Origin of the sequence: Staphylococcus sp. ZWU0021 (assembly GCF_000798895.1) — a bacterium.
Lineage (GTDB): Bacteria > Bacillota > Bacilli > Staphylococcales > Staphylococcaceae > Staphylococcus > Staphylococcus saprophyticus.
In genome coordinates this window covers 1-24,011 of the sequence record NZ_JTLN01000012.1, presented here as the reverse complement: position 1 = coordinate 24,011, position 24,011 = coordinate 1, and the positions used below count along the sequence as shown (strand labels likewise).

General features: G+C 33.5%; 21 protein-coding genes and 1 tRNA gene. 3 read left to right on the top strand and 19 right to left on the bottom strand.

Translation table 11 applies throughout. The features are described 5' to 3' along the window. Positions 1–44: 44 nt before the first annotated feature. Positions 45–1,091 (top strand): tyrosine-type recombinase/integrase, encoded by a 1,047-nt coding sequence (locus L987_RS03930; protein WP_047503115.1) that lies wholly within the window; start codon positions 45–47, stop codon positions 1,089–1,091. 52 nt (positions 1,092–1,143) lie between these two features. Here the strand turns inward: L987_RS03930 and L987_RS03925 are convergent. The 13 genes from L987_RS03925 to zapA all read right to left on the bottom strand — a co-directional run bounded on the left by L987_RS03925 (position 1,144) and on the right by zapA (position 14,547). Further along, positions 1,144–1,217, bottom strand: a tRNA-Arg gene (locus L987_RS03925). A gap of 288 nt (positions 1,218–1,505) precedes the next feature. Then, on the bottom strand, positions 1,506–2,015 hold the full coding sequence (locus L987_RS03920; RefSeq protein ID WP_047503113.1) for a YfcE family phosphodiesterase: 510 nt from the start codon (positions 2,013–2,015) through the stop codon (positions 1,506–1,508). Further along, positions 2,012–2,596: an XTP/dITP diphosphatase gene (locus L987_RS03915; RefSeq protein WP_047503111.1), complete on the bottom strand. Its 585-nt coding sequence runs from the start codon at positions 2,594–2,596 to the stop codon at positions 2,012–2,014. Before L987_RS03915 ends, L987_RS03920 begins: the two co-directional genes overlap by 4 nt. 2 nt (positions 2,597–2,598) lie before the next feature. Beyond that, positions 2,599–3,408: a glutamate racemase gene (racE, locus tag L987_RS03910; protein WP_047503109.1), complete on the bottom strand. Its 810-nt coding sequence runs from the start codon at positions 3,406–3,408 to the stop codon at positions 2,599–2,601. Between the two features lie 209 nt (positions 3,409–3,617). After that, positions 3,618–4,439 (bottom strand): succinate dehydrogenase iron-sulfur subunit, encoded by an 822-nt coding sequence (sdhB, locus tag L987_RS03905; RefSeq protein ID WP_002483630.1) that lies wholly within the window; start codon positions 4,437–4,439, stop codon positions 3,618–3,620. Between the two features lie 2 nt (positions 4,440–4,441). Beyond that, the gene (gene sdhA, locus L987_RS03900) at positions 4,442–6,205 is read right to left on the bottom strand and encodes a succinate dehydrogenase flavoprotein subunit (protein WP_047503107.1); all 1,764 of its coding nucleotides are present in this window, start codon (positions 6,203–6,205) and stop codon (positions 4,442–4,444) included. A 44-nt stretch (positions 6,206–6,249) separates the two neighbouring features. After that, positions 6,250–6,861 (bottom strand): succinate dehydrogenase cytochrome b558 subunit, encoded by a 612-nt coding sequence (locus L987_RS03895; protein WP_011303381.1) that lies wholly within the window; start codon positions 6,859–6,861, stop codon positions 6,250–6,252. A 327-nt stretch (positions 6,862–7,188) separates the two neighbouring features. Then, positions 7,189–8,976 (bottom strand): excinuclease ABC subunit UvrC, encoded by a 1,788-nt coding sequence (uvrC, locus tag L987_RS03890; RefSeq protein ID WP_011303382.1) that lies wholly within the window; start codon positions 8,974–8,976, stop codon positions 7,189–7,191. A gap of 205 nt (positions 8,977–9,181) precedes the next feature. After that, positions 9,182–9,496, bottom strand: coding sequence for a thioredoxin (trxA, locus tag L987_RS03885; protein WP_011303383.1), 315 nt, complete (start codon positions 9,494–9,496; stop codon positions 9,182–9,184). An 81-nt stretch (positions 9,497–9,577) separates the two neighbouring features. Then, positions 9,578–11,926, bottom strand: coding sequence for an endonuclease MutS2 (locus L987_RS03880; protein ID WP_011303384.1), 2,349 nt, complete (start codon positions 11,924–11,926; stop codon positions 9,578–9,580). Positions 11,927–11,935: 9 nt separating this feature from the next. Then, the gene (polX, locus tag L987_RS03875; RefSeq protein ID WP_047503105.1) at positions 11,936–13,648 is read right to left on the bottom strand and encodes a DNA polymerase/3'-5' exonuclease PolX; all 1,713 of its coding nucleotides are present in this window, start codon (positions 13,646–13,648) and stop codon (positions 11,936–11,938) included. A gap of 111 nt (positions 13,649–13,759) precedes the next feature. Continuing rightward, complete coding sequence (locus L987_RS03870; RefSeq protein WP_047503103.1) at positions 13,760–14,281, bottom strand: CvpA family protein; 522 nt, start codon at positions 14,279–14,281, stop codon at positions 13,760–13,762. Next, the gene (zapA, locus tag L987_RS03865; RefSeq protein ID WP_002483638.1) at positions 14,278–14,547 is read right to left on the bottom strand and encodes a cell division protein ZapA; all 270 of its coding nucleotides are present in this window, start codon (positions 14,545–14,547) and stop codon (positions 14,278–14,280) included. The genes L987_RS03870 and zapA overlap by 4 nt, the downstream gene beginning before the upstream one ends. 308 nt (positions 14,548–14,855) lie before the next feature. On the opposite strand from zapA, the gene rnhC reads away from it, so the two are divergent. Next, the gene (rnhC, locus tag L987_RS03860) at positions 14,856–15,788 is read left to right on the top strand and encodes a ribonuclease HIII (protein WP_011303387.1); all 933 of its coding nucleotides are present in this window, start codon (positions 14,856–14,858) and stop codon (positions 15,786–15,788) included. A 299-nt stretch (positions 15,789–16,087) separates the two neighbouring features. On the opposite strand, the gene pheT is transcribed toward rnhC, so the two are convergent. The 6 genes from pheT to L987_RS03830 all read right to left on the bottom strand — a co-directional run bounded on the left by pheT (position 16,088) and on the right by L987_RS03830 (position 22,525). Further along, complete coding sequence (gene pheT / locus L987_RS03855; protein ID WP_047503101.1) at positions 16,088–18,490, bottom strand: phenylalanine--tRNA ligase subunit beta; 2,403 nt, start codon at positions 18,488–18,490, stop codon at positions 16,088–16,090. Next, positions 18,490–19,548: a phenylalanine--tRNA ligase subunit alpha gene (gene pheS, locus L987_RS03850; protein ID WP_002483641.1), complete on the bottom strand. Its 1,059-nt coding sequence runs from the start codon at positions 19,546–19,548 to the stop codon at positions 18,490–18,492. Before pheS ends, pheT begins: the two co-directional genes overlap by 1 nt. Positions 19,549–19,880: 332 nt before the next feature. Beyond that, a complete protein-coding gene (locus tag L987_RS03845) occupies positions 19,881–20,621 on the bottom strand; it encodes a TrmH family RNA methyltransferase (protein ID WP_047503099.1) in 741 nt (246 codons plus the stop codon). Positions 20,622–20,647: 26 nt separating this feature from the next. After that, a complete protein-coding gene (locus L987_RS03840) occupies positions 20,648–21,589 on the bottom strand; it encodes a M23 family metallopeptidase (protein WP_002483643.1) in 942 nt (313 codons plus the stop codon). Between the two features lie 133 nt (positions 21,590–21,722). Further along, the gene (rpmF, locus tag L987_RS03835) at positions 21,723–21,896 is read right to left on the bottom strand and encodes a 50S ribosomal protein L32 (protein ID WP_011303391.1); all 174 of its coding nucleotides are present in this window, start codon (positions 21,894–21,896) and stop codon (positions 21,723–21,725) included. Between the two features lie 80 nt (positions 21,897–21,976). After that, positions 21,977–22,525 (bottom strand): YceD family protein, encoded by a 549-nt coding sequence (locus L987_RS03830; RefSeq protein WP_002483644.1) that lies wholly within the window; start codon positions 22,523–22,525, stop codon positions 21,977–21,979. Between the two features lie 126 nt (positions 22,526–22,651). Here L987_RS03830 and L987_RS03825 point away from each other — a divergent pair, with 126 nt between their 5' ends. Beyond that, positions 22,652–23,785, top strand: coding sequence for a nucleotidyltransferase (locus L987_RS03825; protein ID WP_047503097.1), 1,134 nt, complete (start codon positions 22,652–22,654; stop codon positions 23,783–23,785). Positions 23,786–24,011: the final 226 nt, after the last annotated feature.

The following is a 24,011-nucleotide window of genomic DNA, read 5'->3' as shown; positions in this document are numbered from 1 at the left end:
TATGCCCTATATATTTTTATCTTTTTTAGGAGGAAATGATAAATATGGCAACATTTACAGTTACAAAACGTAAAAATAAAACATCTACTACTTGGCAATATGATGTGAAAGACCCAAGTTTTAGTTCTGGCAAAAAGCGTAAGTCTGGATTTAAAACGAAAGCAGAAGCTACATTAGCAGCACAACAACTTATCAGAGATTTAGAAGATGGAAATAAAATAGAAGATAATAAAAGGTTTGAAGATTATTATAGAGATTGGTTAATAGCTAATGGCAAAAACACGTTGTCCGAAAAACAACAATATTGGTATTCACACGCTTTAGATTTATTCTTAGATCATTTCGGACAAAATATACTAATTAAAAATATTACAAGAAACGAATATCAAAAATTTATATCTAATTACTCCAATGGACGAACGTCAGAAACAGTTAGAAAAGTACACTTGTATATATCTAGTTGTATAAAAGACGCTATATATGATGGATATATAAAAAAGGACCCGACTTACAAAGTAACTTATAAGGGAACTAAACCACCTAAAAAAGAAAGTGTGAAATTCCTAACGATATTCCAATACGAACAATTAAGAAAACATTTTAAATTAAAGAGTGATAAAAGTACATTACTGCTATATATACTTTTGATAACTGGTGCTAGATTTTCAGAAGTTAATAGAATGACATATAATGATTTATATTATAAACCAGGTTTAATTCATTTACCTGGTACAAAAACAGAAAACGCTGATAGAGAAATAGAAGTGTCAGATGCAGATTTAGCACATATTAAAAAAAGTATTGCTAATCATCCGTTAAGAACAGACAGAAAGTTATTCGGTTTATCTCACACAGCAGTTTCTAAAGTGTTTAATAAAGCCAAAGACAGATTTGATATAGACGATGAAATAACACCTTACTCATTAAGGCATACACACGCAAGTTATTTAATAAGCAAAGGTATATCTATTGAATATATTAGTAAAAGATTAGGACACGCGAGTATATCTATTACGCTAGATGTTTATACACATTTACTTGATGAACATAAAAAAGAGCAGGGCCAACGTGTCAGAGAAATATTCTCTTGACACATATTTGACACCTGCACGCTTGAAACGTTGTCATAGCAACGGGTTATAGTGTCCTGGGAGGGATTCGAACCCCCGACCGATGGCTTAGAAGGCCATTGCTCTATCCAGCTGAGCTACCAGGACATATTGTTTTTGAACACAAAAATAATTATATCTAACTTAGTGCTATAAAGCAATACTCTAAGCGCTAAAAATAAATATGATTTTTCACTTTAATGGACTTTTTATCATCTTTTCTAAATATATTTTAAAATTCTAATTAAAAACTAAGTTATCTCATTTGCTTTTACTGATCAATGATTATCATAAAGCAGCACTATAAGAAATCAAATACGTGTATATTTGATTTCTTACTTCTGCATATTGAAAGCAAATTTTCGTATTAACATAACCATCGTATGTATTTAACGATTAGATTTCAAAAGTTTCACTATCAATGACCTTATGATCACGATTATAAAAATTCAGTACTACTTCCTTACTTTGTTCATCAATAACTAATTCTGCATACGTTTCTTCAATATTACTTCTCGATTGTGATATACTTCCTGGATTAATTACATGTACGCCAGCGATATTTTCATGTTTAGCCACGTGTGTATGACCGTAAAAAGCAAATTGACAGCCTAACGATTTAGCCTGTTCTGCAAGTTGCATGCGTGAACGATTCACATTATAAAGATGACCATGCGTATAAAAGGCTTTAATACCGTCTATTTCTATAGTCTCTTCATTAGAAAATTCAGGATAAAAATCTGTATTTCCTTTAACTCTATAAAAACGACTTAGTTCACTATCATCATATGCAAATTCTGAATCGCCTAAATGAATTGCAACATCAATATGATCATGGTGATTAATAACATCAAAAAGCACACCTTGCTCTGTGTGATTATCACTAACTATAATCCATTTTGTCATGATACATCACCTTCTAAATATTGTCGTAATTTTTCTATTGCTTTACCTCTATGACTGACTTCACTTTTTTCTTCTGCAGAAAGCTGTGCCATCGTTTTGTTTTTATCATCTAAGTAAAAAATCGGGTCATAGCCAAAGCCATGTTCACCTATTTTACTCAATGTAATCTCACCTTGTACGGTACCTTTAAATTGTACAGTTTCCTCGCCTGGCGTACTCATACTAATCACACATACAAACTGTGCGCTTCTGTCTGTTTCATCACCAAGCTGGGTTAATAATTTATCGATATTGGCATCGTCGTCTTTATCAGTACCAGCATAACGCGCAGAATAAACGCCTGGTTCTCCATCTAAAGCAAATACTTCAAGTCCACTATCGTCAGCAATCACACGTTTATTCAATGCTTTTGCAGCAGCTTCTGATTTCAATTTAGCATTTGCTTCAAATGTATCTCCCGTTTCTTCAACATCGAAATCTTCTATAATTTCAGCTATACCTATAACATTAAAATCTGGAAATATAACTTTAAAATCGTTAATTTTACCTTTGTTCGTCGATGCAATTACAATATCTTCCATTGTTATGCCTCCTGTTCTTTTAAGTCTATTTTTTCAACGGTAGCACTTATATTTAACCATTCTGTTATGATTCGTTCTATATATTCCGTTTCACCAGTCACGAAAAAACGATGTTTAGGTTGACGTTGATAACCAGCATGTTCATTACTAAATGTTAGTAAAGCACTGACTTCACGAGCAGTTTCTAGCCCAGAAGAAATCACTGTTTTCTCTCCACCAAAATAATCATTAATAGGTTGGTAAAGCAATGGATAGTGTGTGCAACCCAGAATAACTGTATCTGCATTGCTATTTCGCCAGTGTTTTAAATTTTGATGAATAATAATACTAGTAATGGTTGGGTCTTTATAACGCATTTGTTCTACCATAGGTGCGAAACTTGGACATGCTATACCTGTCACTTCAACGTTCGGGTTAATTGCCTTAATATGATGTCTATATGCTTCTGATTTAATTGTACCTTCTGTTCCTAAAATTAAAACATCATTATTTTTTGTTGTCATAATCGCTGTACGTGCGCCCGGTTCAATGACACCTATCACTGGAATCGGTAAAATATTTTGTAAATGGTTGAGTGCAACGGCTGTTGCAGTATTGCAAGCAATGACTAGCATTTTTATGTCAAAGGTCATTAACTTTTGTGCTAATTCAGTAGTAAATTGTCTTACTTCAGATCCTTCTCTAGATCCGTATGGACAACGTTCAATGTCGCCTAAATAATATATTGTTTCATTTGGTAGTTGACGCATAATTTCCTTTGCGACTGTTAGACCGCCAACACCTGAATCAATTACACCAATTGGTTTTTCCATATTCAATTACATCCTTACTTATCGTCTTCTACTTTATTGTAGCATAGACCTGTTTTTATTATCATTTAACAACACTGTCATTTATTAATAATTTTTAGTATGTATCCTTTACTAAACAAAATATATAACTTATCGTACTTTATTTTATAAAAAAAGACCTAGCATTTGTACTAAACAAATGCTAAGTCCTATTTATTTAATTTGAGCTTTTATTGTACTTGGTGATCTGAACCAAAGAATGATTTGAACATATGGAATGATGTTTCTCTATTTAAAGCAGCGATAGAAGTTGTTAAAGGAATACCTTTAGGACAAGCATTTACACAGTTTTGTGAATTACCACATGCTTGTAAACCGCCACCACCCATTAGTGCTTCAAGTCGTTCATCTTTAGTCATTGATCCTGTTGGATGCAAGTTAAACAATCTAACTTGAGAAATTGCTTGCGCACCAACAAAGTCATTTTTCTTAGTAACGTTAGGGCAAACTTCCAAACAAACACCACATGTCATACATTTAGATAATTCATATGCTGTTTGTCGTTTTTTCTCTGGCATACGAGGGCCTGGTCCCAAATCATACGTACCGTCAATTGGTACCCAAGCTTTCATACGTTTCAAGTTATCAAACATTCTAGTACGATCAACTTGTAAATCACGAATGACTGGGAACGTGCTCATTGGCTCTAATTTAATTGGTTGTTCCAATTGGTCAACAATCGCAGAACAAGACTGTCTTGCTTGACCATTGATAACCATAGAACATGCACCACATACTTCTTCTAAACAGTTCATATCCCAAATGACAGGTGTTGTTTTCTCACCTTTACTATTAACTGGATTACGTCTAATTTCCATTAAACATGCAATCACGTTAAGATTTTCTCTATATGGAATTTCAAATTCTTCCATATAAGGTGTTGATTGATCCGTATCTTGACGTTTAATAATTAATTTAATTGTTTTTTGGCTAGGTTGTTGATTTTGTTCGTTTTGTTCAGGAGCATCATGTACTTCTTGAGTATCTGCCATAATTATTTACCTCCTTTTGACACACTAGAATAGTCACGTTTACGTGGTGGTATCAAGCTAATATCTACAGGCTCATAAGTAAACTTAGGCGCCTCTGTTTTACCTTGATAAGTAGCTAGTGTTGTTTTTAACCATTCTTCATCATTTCTATCTGGGAATTCTGGTTTATAATGCGCACCACGAGACTCATTTCTGTTGTATGCACCGATTGTAATCACTCTTGCAAGCACTAACATATTCCATAATTGACGTGTAAAGAATACCGCTTGGTTACTCCAAGTTTGCGTATCTTCGATATCTATATTTTGATAGCGTTCCATCAATTCTACAATTTTTCTATCTGTTTCTAATAACGCTTTATTTTCACGAACAACTGTGACATTCGCTGTCATAATTTCACCAAGTTCTCTGTGAAGTTTATACGCATTTTCAGTGCCTTTCATATTCAGTAAGTGATCAAATTTTTCTTGTTCTTCTTGTACACGTTTTTCATAAAAACTTTGATCTAAATCTGTATATGAATCTTCGATATTTGAGATGTATTCAATCGCATTTGGTCCTGCAACTGTTCCACCATATATCGCTGATAATAATGAGTTTGCACCTAGACGGTTACCACCATGTTGTGAATAATCACACTCACCAGCTGCAAATAAACCTTTAATATTTGTCATTTGATCGTAGTCAACGTATAGACCACCCATTGAATAGTGAACTGCTGGGAAGATCTTCATCGGAACTTTACGAGGGTCATCACCAGTGAATTTTTCATAAATTTCAATAATACCACCAAGTTTAATATCTAACTCATGTGGATCTTTATGTGATAAGTCTAGATATACCATGTTTTCACCATTGATACCTAATTTTTGGTTAACACATACATCAAAGATTTCTCGCGTTGCAATATCACGAGGTACTAAGTTACCGTAATCTGGGTATTTTTCTTCTAAGAAGTACCATGGCTTACCATCTTTATATGTCCAAATACGACCACCTTCACCACGTGCTGACTCACTCATTAATCTAAGTTTGTCATCTCCAGGAATTGCGGTCGGATGAATTTGAATAAATTCACCGTTTGCATACATTGCGCCTTGTTGATATACGATAGAAGCTGCTGAACCTGTATTAATCATTGAGTTAGTCGTTTTACCGAAGATAATACCAGGACCACCTGTTGCCATAATGACTGCATCTGAACCAAATGATTCAATCTCTGATGTTGTCATATTTTGAGCAACAATACCTCTCGCCATATTATCGTCATCTTTAACGATACCTAAGAACTCCCAACCTTCATACTTTGTAACTAAACCATCGACTTCAAAGCTACGAACTTGTTCGTCCAAAGCATAAAGTAATTGTTGGCCAGTTGTCGCACCAGCATACGCTGTTCTGTGGTACATCGTTCCACCAAAACGTCTAAAGTCTAATAAACCTTCTTTAGTTCTATTAAACATAACACCCATACGGTCTAGTAAATGGATAATCTTTGGTGCAGCTTCCGTCATTGCTTGAACTGGCGGTTGATTTGCCAAAAAGTCTCCACCATATACAGTGTCATCTAAATGTACTGATGGTGAGTCCCCTTCACCTTTTGTATTTACCGCTCCGTTTATACCACCTTGTGCACAAACAGAGTGTGATCGTTTAACAGGAACAAGTGAGAACAAGTCAACGTGTGCGCCTTGTTCTGCTGCTTTAATTGTTGACATCAGACCGGCAAGTCCTCCACCGACAACAATAATTTTCTTCTCTGCCATATATGTCACTCCCTCAAATATATATGAAACTTAGTTTTAATTCTTTATAAAAATGCTAAGATTGCACTGATTCCGATATAAGAAACAACTAGGAATACAACAAGTGAAACCCAAGTGAATATTTGTTGAGATTTTTTAGATTGTAAAACACCCCAAGTAACTAAGAATGACCATAAACCATTCGCAAAGTGGAATGTTACTGCTAATAAACATACAATGTAAAAAATTAACCAAAATGGATTCGTCACAATGTCATGAACCATGTCAAAGTTCACTTCATGTCCTAACGCACGTTGGATACGTGTTTGCCATAGATGAATTGCTACAAAGATAAATGTTATGACACCAGTCACACGTTGTAGTAAAAACATCCAGTTTCTAAATGCAGAATAATGCCCTACATTCTCCTTTGCCGTAAAGGCAATATGTACGCCGTAAACCGCATGATACAGAATTGGAATATAAATAACGATAAATTCCACTGCAATTAAAAAAGGTATAGATTCCATAAATCCAGCTGCCTTGTTAAACGCGGCCTCACCTTGTGTTGCCTGATGGTTAACAAGTAAATGAACTAATAAGAATCCACCTATTGGTATTACGCCTAGCAAAGAATGTAAGCGTCTTAAATAGAATTGATTTTTCGAATATGCCAAAAGGAAGTCCCCCCTGTGAAACAGATAATTTTTTAGATTTCTTTTTTTACCGTACAAAGTAATGGCAATTTTCATATAAACCTTATGAACAATGATTTTTTTGTGACGTATGTTTTTTACAACACAATAACATTGCATAATTATTTAAACATCACTGCATTTTTGAGACGTTGTAGTTTACAGTTTAAATAAAAGGTTGTTGAGAACATTCTCAATTAGAAAACGCTTCCATATACTTGTAAAAAAAGAACTCCTGTTATTTGTTATTGTAACACTAATTAAATAGAAATTGGGCATGAGAATGATTCTCATGCCACAAAGTTATATCTATGAATTATTGGATAAGGCGTGATGAAGATTCTCAGCCACATTTTGAGGAAGACCAGAGTTTTTTAAATCTTCTACACTTGCTTCTTTCATTCTCTTAATTGACCCAAATGTACGTAATAATTTAGTCTTACGTTTGGCACCAATTCCATCAACTGTATCTAGAACAGATTGTAATCCTGTCTTTTGTCTTGTTTGTCTATGGAAAGTGATTGCAAATCTATGCACCTCGTCTTGAATTCTTTGCAACAAATAAAATGGTTGGCTATTTTTTTTCATAGGTACAACCTCTGCTTGCTCTCCATATAAAATTTCTGACGTTTGGTGCTTATCATTTTTACGCAATCCGGCAACGGGAATATCTAAACCTAATTCATTTTCTAGAACATCAATGACGCCACTCATGTGGCCTTTACCACCATCTACAATAATTAAATCTGGTAATGGACTGCCCTCATTTAATACACGTGTATATCGCCTGCGTACCACTTCACGCATTGATTTATAATCGTCGGGTCCATCAACTGTTTTAATTTTATATTTTCTATAACCTTTTTTGTTTGGTTTACCATCAATGAAAGACACCATTGCAGACACAGGATTTACACCTTGGATATTAGAGTTATCAAAAGCCTCTATTCTTATAGGCGTTTGTATACCCATTACATCGCCTAACTCTTCAATCGCTTTAACAGTGCGTGATTCATCCTTTGCAATGAGTTCAAATTTATTTTCTAACGTAACTTCTGCATTATGATTTGCTAAATCAACCATATCTTTCTTTTTGCCTTTAAGTGGTTGTACAATTTTTGTGTCCACAACGGATTGTATCAACTCTTTATTCAAATGTTTCGGTACATGTACCTCTTTAGGCAAAATATGTTGATTTAAATCATAAAATTGTCCAATAAATGTATAGAACTCTTCTTCTTCCGTTTGTTGGAGCGGTATCATCGTTGCGTCTCGTTTAATCATATTACCTTGTCTAATAAAGAATACTTGAATACACATCCACCCTTTAGAAATACTGTAACCAAACACATCTCTAATCGTATTATCAGAAGATGTGATTTTTTGTTTTTTATTAAGGTTATGGATATGTTGTATTAAGTCTCTATATTCTTTGGCACGTTCAAAATCTAGTGATTCACTTGACTCTTGCATTTTTTGCTCTAAATTATGCAAAATCGTTTTGTCTTCTCCATTTAAAAAATCCGTTATTTCTTTTGTCATTTCAGCATACTTTTCTAAATCTACTGGATACACACAAGGCCCTAAACATTGGCCAATATGATAATAAAGGCATAATTTGTCAGGCATTTTATCACATTTTCTAAACGGATAGATACGATCTAGTAATTTTTTTGTTTCTTGTGCTGAATATGCATTGGGATATGGTCCAAAGTATTTCCCACTTCCCTTTTTCACTGTTCGCGTTACAATGAGCCTTGGATATTTTTCTTTCGTTATTTTTATAAAAGGGTAACTTTTATCATCTTTCAATAAGATGTTATAACGCGGTTGGTATTGTTTTATAAGATTTAATTCTAATAGTAGCGATTCAGTTTCACTGGATGTTACGATAAATTCAAAGTTTCGAATTTCACCGACAAGTCTTGTGGTTTTCGCATCATGCGCACCAGTAAAATAAGATCTTAATCTATTTCTAAGTTTCTTTGCTTTACCTACATATATAATTTGATCATTTCGATCTTTCATTAGGTAACAACCGGGCTCTATTGGTACTACTGTCAGTTTCTGCTTAATTTTTTCTTGGTATGTTTCCATAAATTGTCCTCCTCCTTTCACACAAAATTTTATAGTTCGATTTTTCAATAAATAGCTTGGTTTTATATGATATCAACATAGTTTTAATTTACATTTATTTATATTATAAAATAGCTTCGCAATGTTTCTCAATTGATTGATATGCTTATAAATTGAAAACTGGGACATTAATCAAGATTAATGTCCCAGAAAGTTGCTCAATTTATTATAAGTGTTTTTCGATTACTTCAGCTAAGTTTTCTTTTGGTTGGAAACCAACAACTTTGTCAACTGGTTCGCCATCTTTAAAAACGATTAAAGTTGGGATACTCATAACTTCAAATTTAGCAGCTGTTGATGGATTTTCATCTACATCTAATTTTAAAATATTAGCTTTGCCATCATAGTCACCAGCTAATTCTTCTAATACTGGAGCAATCATCTTACATGGACCACACCAAGTTGCCCAAAAATCTACTAAATTGACCCCTGATTGAATATTATCATCAAAGTTTGAATCTGTTACTTTTACGATTGCCATAACTGCCAATCCTCCTTAAATTTCAAATGATGAAGAAATTATAACAGACTTTATACAAATCTGCATACCTCTTGCTCACAATTATTTTATTTCTACAACGGTAACGCCAAATCCACCTTCACTTGGCATACCGTTTCTATATGATGCCACACTTTTATGTCGTTTTAAATGATTTTGCACACCTTTTTGTAATGCACCTGTACCTTTACCATGAATAATGTAAACTTGCTCATAATTGCTCAATACAGCTTGATCTAAATATTGATCTACAGCAACCATTGCTTCATCATAACGATAGCCACGTAAATCGAGTTCCATTTTAATGCTTTGACGATTTTCTCGTTTAATCATTTTCGTTGGTTCCGATTTCGTTTTCTTCGTTTTTTCTAAGTCTTCTAATGGTAATTTCATCTTAATAATACCCATTTGAACAACCGCTTCATTATTATCAATCAATTCTAAAACTTCGCCTTTTTGGCCATAAGTTAGCACTTTAACTTCATCACCTGCATTGATTTCATCCCATTTTTTCTTTTGAACATTTTGTTTTAGGGATTTGGCTTCGTATTGATCATCAAGTTGTTTCTTCTTATCAATGAGCTCGTGTTCTTTTACATCGGCACCTTTTTGGTCTCTCAATTCACGCAGTTCTTTTAATATATCGTCAGCTTCTTTTGTAGCTGATTTCACACGTTGGTTCGCTTTTTCTTTTGCTTCATTCATCAATTGTTTTTCATGATTTTGATATTGTTCGTATTGTTTAGCTAAAGCATCATGTGTATCTTGTGCTTCTCTTAATAAATAATCTAACTCGATACGTTGTTCATCTACGCGTTTTGAATTAGATTCTAATGAAGCAATCATTTCATTAATTTCTTGCTCATCTTGGCCAATCATTGATTTTGCTTTTTGAATGACTTTCATATTTAACCCAAGTTTTTTAGAAATATCAAATGCATTTGAACGTCCTGGTACACCCATTAATAATTTGTAGGTTGGACTTAATGTATTGACGTCAAATTCGACACTGGCATTCATTACACCTTCTCGGTTATAGCTATATGCTTTTAACTCTGGGTAATGCGTTGTTGCCATAACTAATGAGCCTATTTCATGAACATGATCTAAAATACTCATTGCTAGTGCAGCACCTTCACTCGGGTCAGTTCCAGCACCTAACTCGTCAAATAATATCAAACTGTTTTTAGTTGTATCTTGTAAAATTTCAACAATATTCTTCATATGTGAAGAGAAAGTAGAAAGTGATTGCTCAATAGATTGTTCATCACCAATATCACAGTATACATTTTCAAAAATACTTAATTGGCTACCATCTAATGTCGGGATAAGTATACCTGATTGTGCCATAACAATGATTAAGCCTAATGTTTTCAATGTAACTGTTTTACCGCCGGTGTTTGGACCTGTAATAATAACTGTTTCAATATCTTGTGCAAATTCAATTGTATTCGCAACAACTGTTTGCTTATCAAGTAATGGATGAAAAGCTTTTGGTAAATAAACTGTTCTATCTTTTGTAAATTGTGGTTTGGTTCCTTTAATTGAACTTGCATAGCGTGCTTTGGCTGTTAAGAAATCAATTTGGCCCATGATTGACTCTGAAATTAAACATGCATCTGCTTCTTCAGCTACTTCTACTGTCAATGCGGATAAGATGCGTTCTCTTTCAATCGCTTCATCATTTTTTAAACGGCTTATTTGGTTACTCATCTCTACAATGGATGAGGGCTCAATATATAAGGTTTGTCCAGAAGCAGACTGATCATGAACAATACCATTAAAATCTTGGCGATACTCTGCTTTCACTGGAATTACATTTCGCTCATTACGTACAGTGACAATCGCGTCAGATAGTTTCTTCTGGTTAGCTTGACTCTTAACAATCTTGTCTAAATTTTGTTTAATTCTTTGATTCGTACTAGAAATTTTACTTCTAATTCCTTGTAATTCATAACTTGCATTATCATATAAATCATAAGTATCACATTTTTGATGAATACTTTGATATAAATCTGACAATACAGGGAGTTGCTCCATTCTATCGTTAAGAATAGGGTAATTAATAGTTTCTTCTTCATTTAATAAATTATTATAAAATGTTTTATATTGATTTTGGATTTGTATTAGGCGTTTAATGACATTTAATTCGCTAACACTGAGTACACCACCGATTTTCGCTCTATGAATATACGTGGATATTTTAGCTAATCCACTTAAACTAGGCATACGATGTTTGTTATAAATTTGTGAAATCTCATCTGTTTCGTTCATTTGAAATTCAACCGTGTTAAAATCAGTTGCCGGTGCCATATCTACAACTTTTTCTTTACCTAAATCACTGATTGTTTCATTTTCTATCAATGCTTTTATTTTATCGAATTCTAAGACATTTAAAGATTTCTGTCTCATCTAATCCCTCTATTTCTTCAGTTTAATATTATTCTCAACGAATGATTTAAATTCTTCTCGAGACATTGTATTAATCACTCTATCTTTTGTAACAAATCCTTTTTGTGCCGTTGCAACACCATATTTCATAAATTCTAAATGTTCGACATGATGTGCGTCAGTATTGATAGTTAGCTGTATATTTGGATGTTTTTTAACTGTATCTGCATTTAAATCTAAACGTTTTGGATTTGCATTAATTTCTAAAATGGTATTAGTTTCTTCTACAAGTTGACATAATTTATCTATGTCTGGTTCATAGCCAGGACGTTTACCTATAATGCGACCTGTTGGATGTGCAATATGGCGTACATAAGGGTTACGGCAAGCATTTTCCAATCTGCGCATGATTTCTTCTTGCGACTGATTAAAACTTTGGTGTATCGCAGCAATGACATAATCTAACTTCGCTAATATCTCATCATCATAGTCTAATTGACCATCAGGTAAGATATCCATTTCTATACCTGAGTATATATCAATTTCCTTATATTTTTCATTTAGTGCTTTAATTTCTTCATTTTGACGCAATAAACGTTCGACTGATAAGCCGTTCGCAACTTTCAAACTTTGAGAATGGTCAGTAATCACCATAAATTCATAACCTTTCTCAATGTTCGCTTTTACCATATCTTCAATACTAAATGCACCATCGCTATATGTCGTATGCATATGGATATCACCATGAATATCTGTTAGTTTGATAATATTATCTAAGTTTTTATCAAATTCACTTCCGTCCTCTCTCAATGCAGGTTCTATCCAATTCACTCCAAAATGTTCATATATTTCTTTTTCGCTTTGATATTGAATGATTTCCCCATTGTTTTGTTCAATACCATATTCGCTTACCTTTTCGTCTTGTTCTTTAGCCAATTGTCGTATTCTAATATTATGATCTTTTGAACCTGTAAAATGTTGTAACGTATGATAGAAAGCTGCAGGTTCAATTAACCTAAAATCAACACCTATCGTTTCATCATCATAAGCTAATTCAAGTGATACCTTAGTTTGACCTACTGCTACTTGCTTAACAATGTTAGGCATTTTTAATAATGACTGTTGAACTGAAGTAGGATGATCTGTGCTAATAATATAATCTAAATCTTTACTCATTTCTTTATATCTTCTATAACTACCAGCGACTTCGTATTTGTCTATATCCTTGACTGTAGCTAAATAGTCATTAATTTCACTATTTAAACCACGTATTTGATCGATTGGATATTTTTCTTTCTTAGCGCCTAAAGCTTTTACAGCTTCAAGGATATTCTGTTCTGTCTTTTTAGCAAAGCCACTTAACTCACTAACTTTTCCTTGTTCACAAGCAACTTGCAGTGCTTCTTTACTATCAATATTTAATTCTTTATATAGCTTTGCAATTTTTTTACTTCCAAGACCTTGTATTTTTAATAAAGGAATAAGTCCCTCAGGAACTTCTTTTTGCAATGCTTCTAATGCACTTGATTGGCCTGACTGACGATATTCATCAATCACTTCTCCTACACCTTTACCAATCCCTTTTAATTCAGTCACATTTTCAATTTCATCTAACGTACGTTCGTCCATTTCAAGACTTTGTGCAGCTTTTCTATATGCAGATACTTTAAACGTATTTTCACCTTTTAATTCCATATAAGTCGCTATTTTTTCTAGTAATTGAATAATATCTTTTTTTGTCATTATTTTCACTCCATAAAAAAAGGTCAAGACAGATTACTGTAGCACGCATTCAGTAAATTAATTGTGTCCTGACCTCCTATATTTTATAAGACCATTCTAATCTATAACACGCTATATATTCACAACATAGTTGGATATATAGGGGGTATGTAATATTAAAAATTCTGAGATTTCCCCACTTATAAGCTGTTGTTGCACTATTTCTAATGGATACAACGAAATAGTGTAAAGCAATGTAGTACTGATAATGATTGAAGAAATCAGACTCATTATCACACCAATCACTCGACTTATGCCATTAGGACGCTTAAATTTTAACACATTATCAAAAATCACTATAATACCATAACATATGATTTTAGTAAGGATCGCAATAATTAAAAATGCGATGATATGATCAAATCGTTGGTGTATATTATCAAATTGAATAGCATAATTCAAATCAAATGCACGTGTCTTGGGAAATGGTATAAATAATTCTAATCGCTGAGCAATTTGATGATAAAATCTTTGTGCAATCCATAACGAAAACAAAGTAGAAGTTAAATGCAAAGCACTTAACCAAGCACCTCTTCTAAAACCAATCATTCCAATATAAAGAAAAATAATTAGAACAATCAAATCTAAAATCATTTGTCTTCACTATTTTTCAATTGTTTTATTTCTTGTTGCAGACGAAGGTTTTCTTCTTCTAATTGAACTTTTTCATGCATAATATTGACAGCTGTAAGTATCGCCTTTCTCGTCGTATCTAATCCAGCACTTTTACTAGCTAACATTTTGAGTCTTTCGTCTACTAAATGCGCAACGTAACGGATATGCTCGGGATTGTCCTCACCGACAATAGTATAATGTTGATCATTTATAGTTACGTTAATCCGATTTTTAAACTCGCCCATATCATAACTCCTGACTTTTTAATATATTTCCGAACTTATTTTCCTATCTGTTTCAATTAAGTATGTAATTTAGTATTTTAGAATATTCACGAACCATTATACACGACATAATATTATTTTGTAAGAGATGAGAATTGTTATATAAGAAATATTTGTTATTAATGCTATTTTTTATCGATAACAATTAAAATTTTCTTTCAATAATTAAAATATCATATATTTATCTCCTAACACCACTTACATACATATGATATGATGTTCAATGTCTAAATACATAAGTTATTCATATAAAAAGTGAGGTACCGTACATGACAAATATTGTACATAAATTAACCAATTCAGATATACAGCAATTAATGTCAAAAATACCCTTTGAAACATCACAGCTATCCCAAGGTATGAAAGCAAAAACAAAATACAAGGGAACTTCTATTTCAATATATAATTCAAACAAAGTGATGTTTCAAGGCAAGGATGCAGAACGTATCGCTGCACAGTTGTTGCCTAATGTTACTAAATCACAACCATCCAGTAAGAAAGCTTCAACAACCAAACAAACGATTTCATATAACCAATTTCAATGTATTGGTAGTGATGAGGCAGGAAGTGGCGATTATTTCGGACCATTGACCGTATGTGCTGCCTATGTCTCACATAAAAATGTACAAATCTTGAAAGCGCTAGGAGTCGATGATTCGAAGAAATTAACAGATACAAAAATTGTTGAACTAGCCGAACAGCTCGTTACCTTTATCCCCCACTCATTATTGGTCATGAATAATGAGAAATATAATGAAAAGCAAAAGGCAGGTTGGTCTCAAGTTAAGATGAAGGCTGTATTGCATAATGAAGCGATCAAAAATGTCACTCAAAAAATTGATACCACTGAATTAGATTATATCGTTATTGACCAATTTGCCGAAGCAGGTGTTTATAAACGTTATGCCTTAAGTGACTTACCATTCAGTAATAAAACGAAATTTGAGACTAAAGGTGAATCAAAATCCATTGCAATTGCAGCTGCAAGTATTATTTCAAGGTATGCATTCGTTAAACATATGGATCGTTTAACTCAATCAGTTAAAACAGACATTCCTAAAGGAGCGAGTAATAAAGTAGATTTAACTGCAGCTAAAATAATTGAACGCAAAGGCATAGCTTACCTTGATTCTATTTCCAAGAAACATTTTGCCAATCGTAAAAAAGCTGAAAATTTAGTTCAAAAAAAATATAATGATTAAATAGAAAAGCGCCTTAGACATAAATAGATGTCTAAGACGCTTTTTCAATTGGGGAGTAGATGACTGAATTGAAATTGAAATTGTAATGTCTCACTTCTTATGCAAAAGCATCAGTATGCCACGTAAAAAGTCTAGTTAGACTTATGCATGCGCTTTAGCTCAAATAAACCTTTATCCGAGTCATCCTTGCCTTGATTGCATAGGTGAGACTTCGAAATTTCTATTAGAAAATTTGATTTCTATCCTACTCGCTTATCTTATATTACAAAATCAAATCTAAAATATATGTTTGTGAATCATTATCTAATCGTTGCACCCTCTGATTTTAAAGCCTCTAATATGGCTTCATGTACAGCGTTCACTTTATCATCCGTTAATGTTTGTTCAGTGTCTAAATAAGCTAAACGGATTGCGATTGATTTTTCATCTTCTGCCATATGTTCACCTTCATAGACATCGAAAACTTCTGCTTCTTGTAAAATATTGCCACCATGTTCATGAATGATGTTTACTAATTTGGCTGATGGTGTTGCACGATTAACCACTAATGCGATATCTCTTGATACGCCTGGGAATCTTGGAATTGCTTGATAATTAATATAACCAACGGATACTGACATTAATTTATCAAAGTTTAATTCAAAGACATACGTGCGTTTTAGGTCATAGTCCTTTTCAGTTTTAGGATGTAGTTCACCTACGAAACCAACAATTTCGCCATTTAATTCCACATAAGCTGTTCTACCTGGATGCAGTCCATTTATTTCTCCAGCTTCATATTCAAATTGGATATCTAGCTTTTCAGCGATTCTATCAACGATACCTTTAGCAACGAAGAAATCAATCGTTTCTTTTTTACTTTGCCAGTGATTAACTGTATAATCACCTGTTAAAATACCGCTTAAATATTCTACTTCATCAGGAAGTTCATCCTCACCATTCGCAAAAAATACGCTACCTAATTCATATAATCGCACATTGCTATTTTTACGTGCCACATTATAAGCAACTGCATCAATTAAATGCGGGATTAAACTTTGACGTAAAGTTGAGTGAGCTTCACTCATAGGCATGAGTAAATCAATTGTTTCACGTTCTTGTAATGCAAAATCTTTTGCTCTGTCTTTATCTACAAGTGAATAATTAATTGCTTGGTTTAATCCAGCACCTTCTAATGTCGCTTTAATTATTCTTGATTTAGATTGTCTATCTGTTAACGCGCCATGTGTTACTTGATCAAATACAGGTAATGTTGAAGGGATTTCATCATAACCATAGATACGTGCGATTTCTTCAATTAAATCTTCCTTAATTGAAATATCTTTACGACGTGAAGGCACCATGACAGTGAGTACATCTTTATTTTTAGTTGTTTCAAAACCTAATTGAACAAATATAGATTCAATATCTTCAGCACTGAGTTCAAAACCGATTGTTTGATTCACTTTTGAAACTGAAATATCAATTGGTGTAACGAAAGATCCAAGTTCACCTTGAGAAACACGTCCTTGTGCTACTGAACCGCCAGCATAGGTTTGTAATAAGTAACAAGCTCTATCAACGGCCTCATCTACAAATTCAGTTGCAATACCTTTTTCGAAGCGACTAGATGCTTCACTTCTTAAGTTCAATCGACGTGATGTATGTCTTATGGATACTGGATCAAAAATAGCGCCTTCTATTACAACGTGCTTCGTTGCTTCTGTAACTTCAGAGAAATCTCCGCCCATTACACCTGCAATCGCAATAGGTGTTTCTCCATTTGTTATAACAATGTCATTTTCTTTTAGTTGACGTTCCTGGTTGTCTAAAGTTGTCATCTCTTCATCAGCTTTAGCTTGTCTCACTTCTATATGTTTGGAACCAATTTGGTCTTGATCAAACATGTGCAACGGTTGACCGTATTCAATTAATACATAATTAGAGATATCTACAACATTATTAATTGGGCGAATACCAGCTTTGATTAAACGCATTTGCATCCACTCTGGAGAAGGTGCAATTGTTACATTTTTCACTACGCGTGCACTGTAATATGGTACTTTATCTTCATTTTGAATGTTGACACTAATTTCATCATTTGTTTGATCACTTGTTTCTGTACTTTGTGTTTCAGGTTTCGTCATTGGAACATTATATAGTGCAGCAGTCTCATAGGCTGTACCAATCATACTTAATGCATCTGCTCTATTTGGTGTTAAATCAAATTCCATCACTTGATCATTTAAATATAATGCATCTAATGCATCTGTTCCCGGTTTAACTTCAGTTGAAAATACAAATATACCATCTTCAAATTGTTTCGGTACTAAATTACTAGGCACCCCAACTTCTTGTAATGAACAAATCATACCTTCAGAATGTTCTCCACGTAATTTCGCACGTTTGATTTTCACACCACCAGGTAATCTGCCACCAACACTTGCAACGATCACTGTTTGGCCTGCATCTACATTCGGCGCACCACAAACGATTTGTACTGGCTCCGCTTCACCAATATCAACTTGGCATATATTAAGTTTATCGGCATCTGGATGTGCAGCTATGGATTGTACATAGCCTACTACAAGGTTTTTAATCTCTTTTGTATAATCAATAATATCGTCAACTTCAATTCCAGTACGTGTAATACGTTCTGCAAGTACATTAACTTGTTCATTAATTTCTACATATGACTCTAACCATTCTTTAGAAATAAACATTATTTTTCACCTCTGTCTTCTACTGCTTTAAATTGACTTAAGAAACGTACATCATTTGTATAGAAATGACGTATATCTTCAATACCATATTTCAACATAGCGATTCGATCTGGTCCCATACCAAAAGCGAAACCAGTATATTTATTTGAATCAAAGCCTGCCATTTCAAGAACGTTAGGATGAACCATACCAGCACCTAATATTTCTATCCAACCCGTATGCTTACATACGTTACAACCTTCACCTTTACATTTGAAACAAGATACATCAACTTCAACAGAAGGTTCTGTAAATGGGAAATAGCTAGGTCGTAAACGTATTTCTCTATCTTCACCAAATAGTTGTTTAGCTAATAATTCTAAAGTACCTTTCAAATCGCTCATTTTAATATTTTCATCAACAACTAACCCTTCAATTTGAGTGAATTGGTGACTATGTGTCGCATCATCAGAATCACGACGATAAACCTTACCAGGACACAAAATTTTAACTGGGCCTTCACCATTGCGTTTTTCCATTGTTCTAGCCTGTACTGGAGATGTGTGTGTACGCATTAAAATTTCATCCGTTATATAAAAACTATCTTGCATATCTCTGGCAGGATGTGATTTTGGTAAGTTTAACGCTTCAAAGTTATAATAATCTTGTTCAACTTCAAAACCATCAACAATTTCATAACCTAAACCTAAAAATAAATCTTCAATTTCTTCGATGGTTCTTGTGAGCGGATGTTTAGCACCAATCGCAATTTTACGACTTGGTAATGTTACATCTATTTTTTCTTCTTTCAATTGTTGCTCTAACTGCTCATTACCCAGTAATTCATGACGTGCTTGAATTTCCTTTTCAATCGTTTGTCTAACTTCATTTACTTGTTGACCATATGCAGGTTTCTCTTCATTCGGTAAATCTTTCATATGTTTCATCAATCCAGTAACTGAACCTTTTTTTCCTAAATACTTGACCTTTACATCCTGTAACGCTTTTTCATTTTGAGCTTCATTAATATCGACTAATGCCTGCTGCTTGATTTCAGCCATAGCTTCTGTTTGTGCCATACTTAGCCCTCCTACTTGAATTTTAAGTTGTTATATTTATATTTTAAAATTGCATAAAAAAAGACTTCCATCCCTTAAAACTGGGACGAAGTCTTCCGTGGTACCACCCAAATTTATGCCGTAGCATACACTTGTTGTCATTGATAACGGAAATGATTTCCGACTTAAATTTCTTTAAGTAACCAAAAAGGTGAAAAAAACTAACTACATCGGATTATCTTTCAGTCGTGGATAATCTCCCTTTTACTTCTGTATCTACTTAGTTTACGTCTTTTTATGGGTTCATATTTAAATATCATTACATTTATTATATACGATGATTTATGATAGGGTCAACCTTTCAAATGATACATCACAATACTACCTGCTATTGCAACATTTAAACTTTCTGCTTTACCATAAATTGGAATTGTTAGATTTTGCGTTGTTTGACTGAGTAATTTGTCATTAACGCCTTCACCTTCATTACCTAAAAGTAAAGCAAATGTCTCTTGACTAGGTATTTGATTATATACAACTGCATCTTCTAACGCAGTCCCATAAACATCGCCCTCAAAATCAGCAATAAAACCACTTAACTCTGTCGTTAAAATAGGTATGTGAAATACACTACCTTGACTTGCACGCATTACTTTATCTTGATACGGATCTGCAGTTCCTTTTTCTAACACGATTAAATCTATACCTGCAGCATCAGCTGTACGGATTAACGTACCTAAGTTACCTGGATCCTGAATACAATCTATTAATAACACTTGCTTCGCATTATTACTTTCGTAGATAGGTTTCTCAATAACAGCAAAGAATCCTTGCGGTGTCACAGTTCCCGATAATACTTCTGCAACTTTTAAATTAATTTCAAATACTTCTTCTGCATAACTTATCATATCATCATGTATTCTATCCGCATCAACAACATAGAGTTGTTGAATCTTGATTTTACTTTTATAAGCTTCTTCTATAAGATGATAGCCTTCTATAAGTGCAAGACCAGTCTTATCTCGCTCACGTTTTTTCTTTAATTTATTTGCATTTTTTATTTTATTATTTTGTGCTGAAGTTATTATTTCCATAACATAGCCTCTTTATATATTTATTTTCAACTTTTGAATAGGTGTGTAATGTTCGAACGTATGCCTTTTGCTAATTTAGACAATTCGTGTTTTTCTTTTACCACAATACTATCACCTTTATATGTTACTATATCACCTTTGACAGGCGCTGTAACATTTTGAAATTGAATTTTTAATGTTTGTGTCGCTTGAATATGCTTATCTTTCATAACTTGAAAGTGTATATGTGGCTCTGGTGTATTACCTGAATTACCAACTTCTGCTATGTGTTGTCCTCGCAATAGCATATCACCTTTTTCAATCTTAAAAGAATATGGTTTAATATGTGCAATCATACTATATTCATTACGCCCATGTTTAATAATAATATAATTACCTTCTGGATGGACAGTATTACTATCACCGGGTAAGTTATCTGGTATACCATCTACAATCGCCTCTACTACTCCATTTGCAGGCGCTACGATTGATGTTCCATAGCTATAGTAATTCTCACATTCATTTGGATTTCCTTTATATGTATAACCATCTTTAACTCTCACTAAATCTAAAGCATGACGTTGTTGTTTAAATCGATGATGGTCATTCGTTAATTCATTATCTCCACCCCAATAAACTAAGCACGGTTCTTTAATTGGAATGGTATAGCTATATTTAGTATGTTTCGCATTATGGTTATGACCAATTGGCAATAAGGACATTCCAACAATCTCTTGGTACTTATTTAATGTGACACTTGCACCTGTAGCCATTTTATTATCAAACCAAATGTACTCATCTTGTCGATTAATATTGAGATGTCTATATAAATTATTTTCGCCTCTAAGTGCATTATAATTACTTAGTAATTTCTCAAGTTCTTCAAAAGATGAAACTTCTTGAAATGATTCACTAAAATGATGATAAAGCCACTGCGCATCGTGATCTTCAATTTTATTTATAATTATTTGTGCATTTATTGTTTCCATATGATTCACACAACCTATCAGTTGAATATATAGAGTAACTATCTCTAAAATAAAAAATCGTTCAAAAATTATCAAGTGAATAATTAATGAACGATTAGATTAGGTTATCATATAGCCTAATAATTAAATGAAATTATTTTGATACAACGTCTTCGCCTTTGTATGAACCACAGTTCTTACATACACGGTGAGATAATTTGTATTCTCCACAATTTGGGCATTCAGTCATACCAGGTACTGAAATTTTAAAATGCGTACGACGTTTATTTTTTCTTGTTTTAGACGTTCTTCTTTTTGGTACTGCCATGATAATCCTCCTTATATTCAAACACTAAATAGATATTTTCAGATTCAATAATCCATTATACTATAGATTATCTAAATCCGCTATTGCTCTTCGTCATATAATTGTTGTAGTTTTTGAAGCCTAGGATCGATTTGCTCTGATTCAGCAGATGCTTTATCTTTCGCAATTTCAACCGCTTGTTCTTCGTCAATAACTTCCCAACCATTACCTTCTCGTAACATCTGATCGCTTTCTTTTGAAAAAACGCGCATTGGTTTTTCAATAATAACTAGTTCTTCAGCAATATCTTTTAGATTTATCATACCGTCTGTTGCATCATGGTAATGTTCATCTTCATCTTCATCATTTTCAAACTGCTCATATCCTTCTAAATCAAAAATCTCTTGAGACTTGATATCAATAGGAACTTCAACAGGAACTAAAGTACGTGCACAAGACATCGTATACGTCCCAGTCAAATGCATATCTGCAATGACTTCACTTGATCTGACGGTTAATTCACCTTCAACATCAATATCTGATAGATCTATTAAATCTAATGATTTTACTAAATGATCAAAATTAACCGTTTGATGGAATTCAAAAGGTTTATCTTGGAATTTTCTTAATTGCGTTATTGACCATTTCATATGGCTTCACCTCTAACAAGCACAAAATTTATTTTAACTTTATAGATATAAGTTGTCAAGATTTTTTCTTAACACAGTTACATCTGTTACAATATCTATAATGAATTCTGAAAGGAAGAATTGCAAATGAAAAGCGTTGCACTAGTCACTGAATATAATCCCTTCCACAATGGTCACTTATACCATGCCCAACAATCAAAGTCAATAACCAACTCTGACATTTCCATAGCAATCATGAGTGGAAACTTTGTGATGAGAGGCCAACCCGCAATTTACAATAAATTCACTCGTGCAAAAATGGCATTACGTGCCGTCGACCTTGTCGTAGAGCTTCCAGCTTATGCATCAGTGTCTGCAGGTCAATATTTCGCAAAAACAGCTGTGCAGATAGCAGATTATTTAAAAGTTTCTCATTTATCATTTGGAAGCGAATCGGGTAATATGGATGATTTTCTATCATTGGCACAGTCTATTGATAAAATTGAGCAATCACCTCTATTTTTAGAAAAATTAAAAGAAGGCAAAAGCTACCCAAGAATCTTAAGCGAACTGATTACTGATAATGACTTGCTATCATCGCCCAACAATACATTAGGCCTTTCTTATGTGAGAGCAATCCAAACATACGCACCATCAATACAACCATGGACGATTTCCCGATTTCAGTCTGCCCATCACGATAATGAAATCTCTCACCAAACATTTGCAAGCGGCACTTCTATTCGTCAATCATTAATGAATCAAACGGATCTTTGGAAAGATGTCGTACCATGTGAGATACATAAGCATTATGAACGACCTCATATCTCTATTGAGGATACATTCAATTATTTAAAATATGCAATTTTAAGCCAAGATGCCACATCATTAGCACAGATTTATACCATGAGTGAAGGCATTGAAAATCGCATACTTCAAACTATTGAACAAGCGACAAGTTTTGAACATTTAATGACGCTATTAAAAACGAAACGTTATACCTATACGCACATTCAGCGTTTACTTATGAATATACTTTTAAATTTTAAAAAACATGATGAGCCTGCCTCAATTAACGCTGTGCGTATCCTAGGCATGTCTGAACGTGGACAACAGTATTTAAAACAAATTAAAAAATCGTTTCCAGAAAGAAACTTTGTGACGCAAGTCAATAAACAAAACGCAAATTTATTTACTAATGAGATACATGCTACTAAAATTTACAACCTTATTTCAGGTCAAACTGCAAACGACTTTAATACACCAGTGATACGGATTTGATACGGATTAAAATACCAAGCATGGTCATTTAGCTTTGCAATTGCATAAGGGAGCGGGACAGAAATCAGCTTTTTAATAATGATTTCGTTGTCCCGCCCCCACAAGGCTGACTAGAATGCTAAAAAACATGCTTGTGTGCATTTAGCTTCAGTCAGCTACTGTGTAACACTAACCAACAAGTTGGTAAGCTACTTTGGTTTACAATTGCCTTGCAATTGCATAAGAA